The following is a 3,860-nucleotide window of genomic DNA, read 5'->3' on the forward strand; positions in this document are numbered from 1 at the left end:
GGTATTTTAGACGGGGATTACGTCATTGTTCGCCAACAACAAACCGCCAACAATGGGGACATTGTCGTGGCGATGACAGAAGAAAATGAGGCAACCGTTAAACGTTTTTTCAAAGAAAAAAATCACATTCGCTTGCAGCCAGAGAATCCGACGATGGAGCCGATTTTGCTTCCTGCAGTTACCATTCTTGGCAAAGTAATCGGGGTATACCGCAACATTCATTAAATCTAGAGAACTAAAGAAAGCAGCCTTTAAAGGCTGCTTTCTTTAGTTATGCGTGTTTTTGGCAAAAGAAATAATACCAACTATACAGGTTTGAATTTAAGTTTTTATTGACGTCAATAGCATCTGTAGCTATACTTTAAGGTAATATATCACATCTTTATACTTGGTTTTCTTGTTCTTATCAAGAGTGGTGGAGGGATTAGGCCCAATGAAACCCAGCAACCGGCGGATGCATTCGCAAGGTGCTACATCCTACAGGACATTTTGTTCTGAAAGATAAGAAAGGATCTTTTCTTCTCCTCCTTTCTTCTCTTCAGAAGAAAGCTTTTTATTTATTGAAGGAGGAAATAATATGGAACGCAGTATTACCATCGTGTATCAAAGTCTTGAACTTGTCGCCAGTGTGCATTATCCATGCGCAGAAAAAAGGAAACAAAAGGAGAAATGCTGGCCTGTAATTATTATCTGCCATGGATTTGTCGGTAATCGGATTGGGGTTAACCGCTTATTTGTTAAAGCGGCGCGCAGACTGGCAGCGGAAGGCTATTTTGTTCTGCGCTTCGATTATGCTGGATGCGGAGAAAGCAATGGCGAATACGGTTCTTACGGCATCGATAGTTTTATTGAGCAAACGCGTTATGTACTTGATTATGTACTAAGCATCGATTGTATTGATAAAACACGTGTGTTCTTGCTCGGCCATAGTTTGGGCGGTGCCATTGCCCGCTTGACTGCAGAACGAGATACGCGGGTAAATGCGCTGATTCTTTGGGCACCGGTAGCCCATCCGTTCGCGGATATTACCCGCATCATCGGCAACGATGCATATGAAGAAGCAATGCGAAACGGCGAAACGGAATACAGTGGCTACCGTCTTAAAAAAGAATTCTTCATTTCACTTGCAGAAGCACAACCGCTTGTATCTGGCGCTGGTTTTCTTGATGATGCACTTATTTTGCACGGGACACGCGACGAAGTCATTCCGGTTGACGCCTGCTATTTGTATGAAGGCGTATTGCGGCAGCAGATTACAGGGGAATGTCGTGCGATCACGCTTGAAGGGGCTGATCATACGTTCTCTACCATTTCTGCCTCCGAATTGCTTTTTGCTCATACCTGCTCTTGGCTACAGCAGCTTGAAACCCGGAAAAAGAATTGGAGCGACTGGATCATATGATAGTTGGGAAGGAAAAATGATCAAGTTTTTCGATTCTCAACTTTTCCTTTTCACTAGCTTGGTGGCGATGTGGTGGGACCCCAAATTATTGACTATATCAAAAACTTTAAGGACCAAAAAGAATAGTGCCCCAAATAAAGTAAAAAGGCGGAAAAAACAAAATAGCCATGGCTAAATTACCCCAAAGTCCTAACTTACTTAAATAGTTCATTTGTTTATTTTTTTCAAAGAAAAAGGCAGATATTCCAATTAGTAAACCTATTATATTACTTCCATAAAACAACACCCATTCAGATCCAAATAAGCGAAAACCACTAAAAAAGGCTATTATAGAAAAAACTAAAAACAAAAAAGAAACCAAACCTACAATATTACATGGAGATTTAATTTGATTCATAACAACACCTCAATCATTAGATTTAAATTTATTATATATCATAATTCAAGGAATTTTATCCAAAAAAAAGAAGTAGTGTTTAATACACTACTTCTGTAATGATTCTAATTACCTTTTTAAGTACAATTATATTCATACTGCTTAAGGAAATAAGCATTTATAATAATTGCCCATTCGCTTCCTTCATATACGTAAGGTGCTAAACAATGAATTAACTTTCTATCGCATTCACAATTAAAATAACCATTATTCGCATAACAATCATCGTGATGCTTACAGCACCAGTCAACAGGACTAATTGGTGTTCCAGACCCACACTTAGGACCGCAATAATTTCCATAAATACATGGAAGATCCATTAATTCTGTTTTATTATCAAGACTATCAATTTGATTAATTTTTTCGTTCATTATTTCTTGGATTTCTTGAAACTCATTTTCAGTATGTTGTTTGTTATATACAATACTAACTTGGTTGTCAATAACTTTATAACCAGTAGTTTCGATTATATCTCCTTTCTTTTCAATTTTACTCCCAAAAACTGATTCTACTTCAGACTCAGTAAAAAGAACTTTTATGTTCCCTAATTTGACCTCCAAAACATTTACAATAGTTTCCCTTTTTTTAATGTAAAAGCTGTGGTTTTTGCTAATAAGATGTTGTCTTTAATTAATCCTTTCAAAAGGATATTAAAGTCTTTATTTTTTTTCGCTTGCTCAACCAACTGTTGCTCCTGAACATCGGATACAAACTGTTTCATAAGTTACACTCTCCTTATTAAAAATTTGGTGGAGGCGGTACTCGGATTCGAACCAAGGATTAAGGTTTTGCAGATCTTTGCCTTACCACTTGGCTATACCGCCAAAAAATTTTTTAGATAAATCACCCCTTTCCTTTCGACAATGACAAGATGTGAGGTTTGTCCCATAGTAAGTTCTGTAAAAATCTTTAATTTTCTTTACTTGTTTTGCAGCATCCATAGCTAACTCCTGAAAAAGTTTTTCCTCTCCATCTGAGCATATGTCTTGCAAGCATTTAGAGTATTGTGCTTGACTTCGCCTTGCTTCTTGGAAACAGCGAAACAATTTCTCTGGAGAACTCATGATATTTTCCCTCCTTTAGCTCTTTTGTGAAGTTCTACTATAGAAAAGGGAATCAAGGTGTAAAATAACAACCACTTTAAAAAAATAGAATTTTGGAATAACTCTAGTACTCCCTTTACTATAATCGCTTTTATTCCATACTTTAGGTGAACGAATGATTAGGTGCTGGCTTCTATGTCTTAAAAGGGAATAGGTGATAAAGAAAACAACCAAAAAAAGAACCTTTTATGGAAGGAAGGTTCTTTTTGCATTTCTATTTACTTTTCACTATTCGCTCTCTCTAAAAACTCAAAAAATCCAGGTATATTAGATGTATCAAATCGTTGAATCGCCTTTATCATTTCAATCCGTAGTTCTTGTTCTATATCTTCTTGTTCGGAATAGGTAATAAAACGACTTGATTTTTTAATTTTCGGCTCAAACAATCTAATAATTTTTAACATTGTTTCTTTATCATGAATATTGTCAACCAGTTCATACAATTTTTTCATTTTGTTTCCCTCTTCTTTATTTCGTCAATTAGTTCTTTCACTATATTCTCCAATTGCTGAAAACTTTTTTCTAAGCGAGCCAATAAATAAATCGTAATAAAAATGGGAAAGCCTACATTAGAAATCACCCCTACCCAGTCAAACTGTTCCATAAGAATCCCTCATTTTGTATGCTTCTGCTAGCTTCTTTACTGCTTGTCTATATGATTTAGACACAGCTTGAGGTGTAATACCTAAGATTTTTGCGATTTGTTTATGAGTGAGATTGTCCAGAAAGGATAATTCTAGAATTTCGAGCTGCCGTTTGCTCAATGTAGTTAAGATGTGATACAAAGAAGAGTCTTCGATGTGCTCTAAAAAATTATCTTGTTTATTATGTTAAAGCCGATGATAAAATCCCCAATATAGCCGGAATAAAATTCCCCAACCTACAATAAGAACCATAGACATCTGAGAGGAGCTATGGT

Annotated in this window: 8 protein-coding genes, 1 tRNA gene, 1 pseudogene and 1 riboswitch; of the genes and pseudogenes, 2 read left to right on the forward strand and 8 right to left on the reverse strand. The window is 36.3% G+C overall.

The genetic code is table 11. From position 1 onward, the window contains the following. Together BLR88_RS18415 and BLR88_RS18420 are read left to right on the forward strand one after the other, a co-directional pair. The coding region (locus tag BLR88_RS18415; RefSeq protein WP_302846675.1) for a LexA family protein at positions 1-225 on the forward strand (225 nt) is incomplete at its 5' end. A 175-nt stretch (positions 226-400) separates the two neighbouring features. After that, positions 401-508: riboswitch (SAM riboswitch) on the forward strand. A gap of 69 nt (positions 509-577) precedes the next feature. Continuing rightward, positions 578-1,402 (forward strand): alpha/beta hydrolase, encoded by an 825-nt coding sequence (locus tag BLR88_RS18420; protein WP_057898846.1) that lies wholly within the window; start codon positions 578-580, stop codon positions 1,400-1,402. A gap of 106 nt (positions 1,403-1,508) precedes the next feature. On the opposite strand, the gene BLR88_RS18425 is transcribed toward BLR88_RS18420, so the two are convergent. From BLR88_RS18425 to BLR88_RS20650, 8 genes and pseudogenes are all read right to left on the reverse strand, one after another. Further along, positions 1,509-1,799, reverse strand: coding sequence for a hypothetical protein (locus BLR88_RS18425; protein WP_057898847.1), 291 nt, complete (start codon positions 1,797-1,799; stop codon positions 1,509-1,511). 116 nt (positions 1,800-1,915) lie between these two features. Then, entirely contained in the window at positions 1,916-2,398 is a 483-nt protein-coding gene (locus tag BLR88_RS18430) for a hypothetical protein (protein ID WP_091261554.1), read from the reverse strand. 5 nt (positions 2,399-2,403) lie between these two features. Next, positions 2,404-2,559 (reverse strand): hypothetical protein, encoded by a 156-nt coding sequence (locus BLR88_RS19855; protein WP_175493693.1) that lies wholly within the window; start codon positions 2,557-2,559, stop codon positions 2,404-2,406. A 29-nt stretch (positions 2,560-2,588) separates the two neighbouring features. Then, a tRNA-Cys gene (locus BLR88_RS18435) sits at positions 2,589-2,662 on the reverse strand. Further along, positions 2,642-2,902 carry a hypothetical protein gene (locus BLR88_RS18440; protein WP_082705981.1) on the reverse strand — a complete coding sequence of 87 codons (261 nt, stop codon included), beginning with the start codon at positions 2,900-2,902 and terminating at the stop codon, positions 2,642-2,644. Before BLR88_RS18440 ends, BLR88_RS18435 begins: the two co-directional genes overlap by 21 nt. 257 nt (positions 2,903-3,159) lie before the next feature. Beyond that, complete coding sequence (locus BLR88_RS18445; protein WP_057898849.1) at positions 3,160-3,393, reverse strand: helix-turn-helix domain-containing protein; 234 nt, start codon at positions 3,391-3,393, stop codon at positions 3,160-3,162. Then, the gene (locus BLR88_RS18450; RefSeq protein ID WP_082705982.1) at positions 3,390-3,545 is read right to left on the reverse strand and encodes a YvrJ family protein; all 156 of its coding nucleotides are present in this window, start codon (positions 3,543-3,545) and stop codon (positions 3,390-3,392) included. The genes BLR88_RS18445 and BLR88_RS18450 overlap by 4 nt, the downstream gene beginning before the upstream one ends. Next, positions 3,532-3,744, reverse strand: a pseudogene (locus BLR88_RS20650) (sigma-70 family RNA polymerase sigma factor); the annotation flags it as partial. The pseudogene BLR88_RS20650 and the gene BLR88_RS18450, both read right to left, overlap by 14 nt. Between the last annotated feature and the right edge of the window lie 116 nt (positions 3,745-3,860).

It is taken from the genome of Aneurinibacillus thermoaerophilus (assembly GCF_900099925.1).
Taxonomy (GTDB): Bacteria; Bacillota; Bacilli; order Aneurinibacillales; family Aneurinibacillaceae; genus Aneurinibacillus; species Aneurinibacillus thermoaerophilus.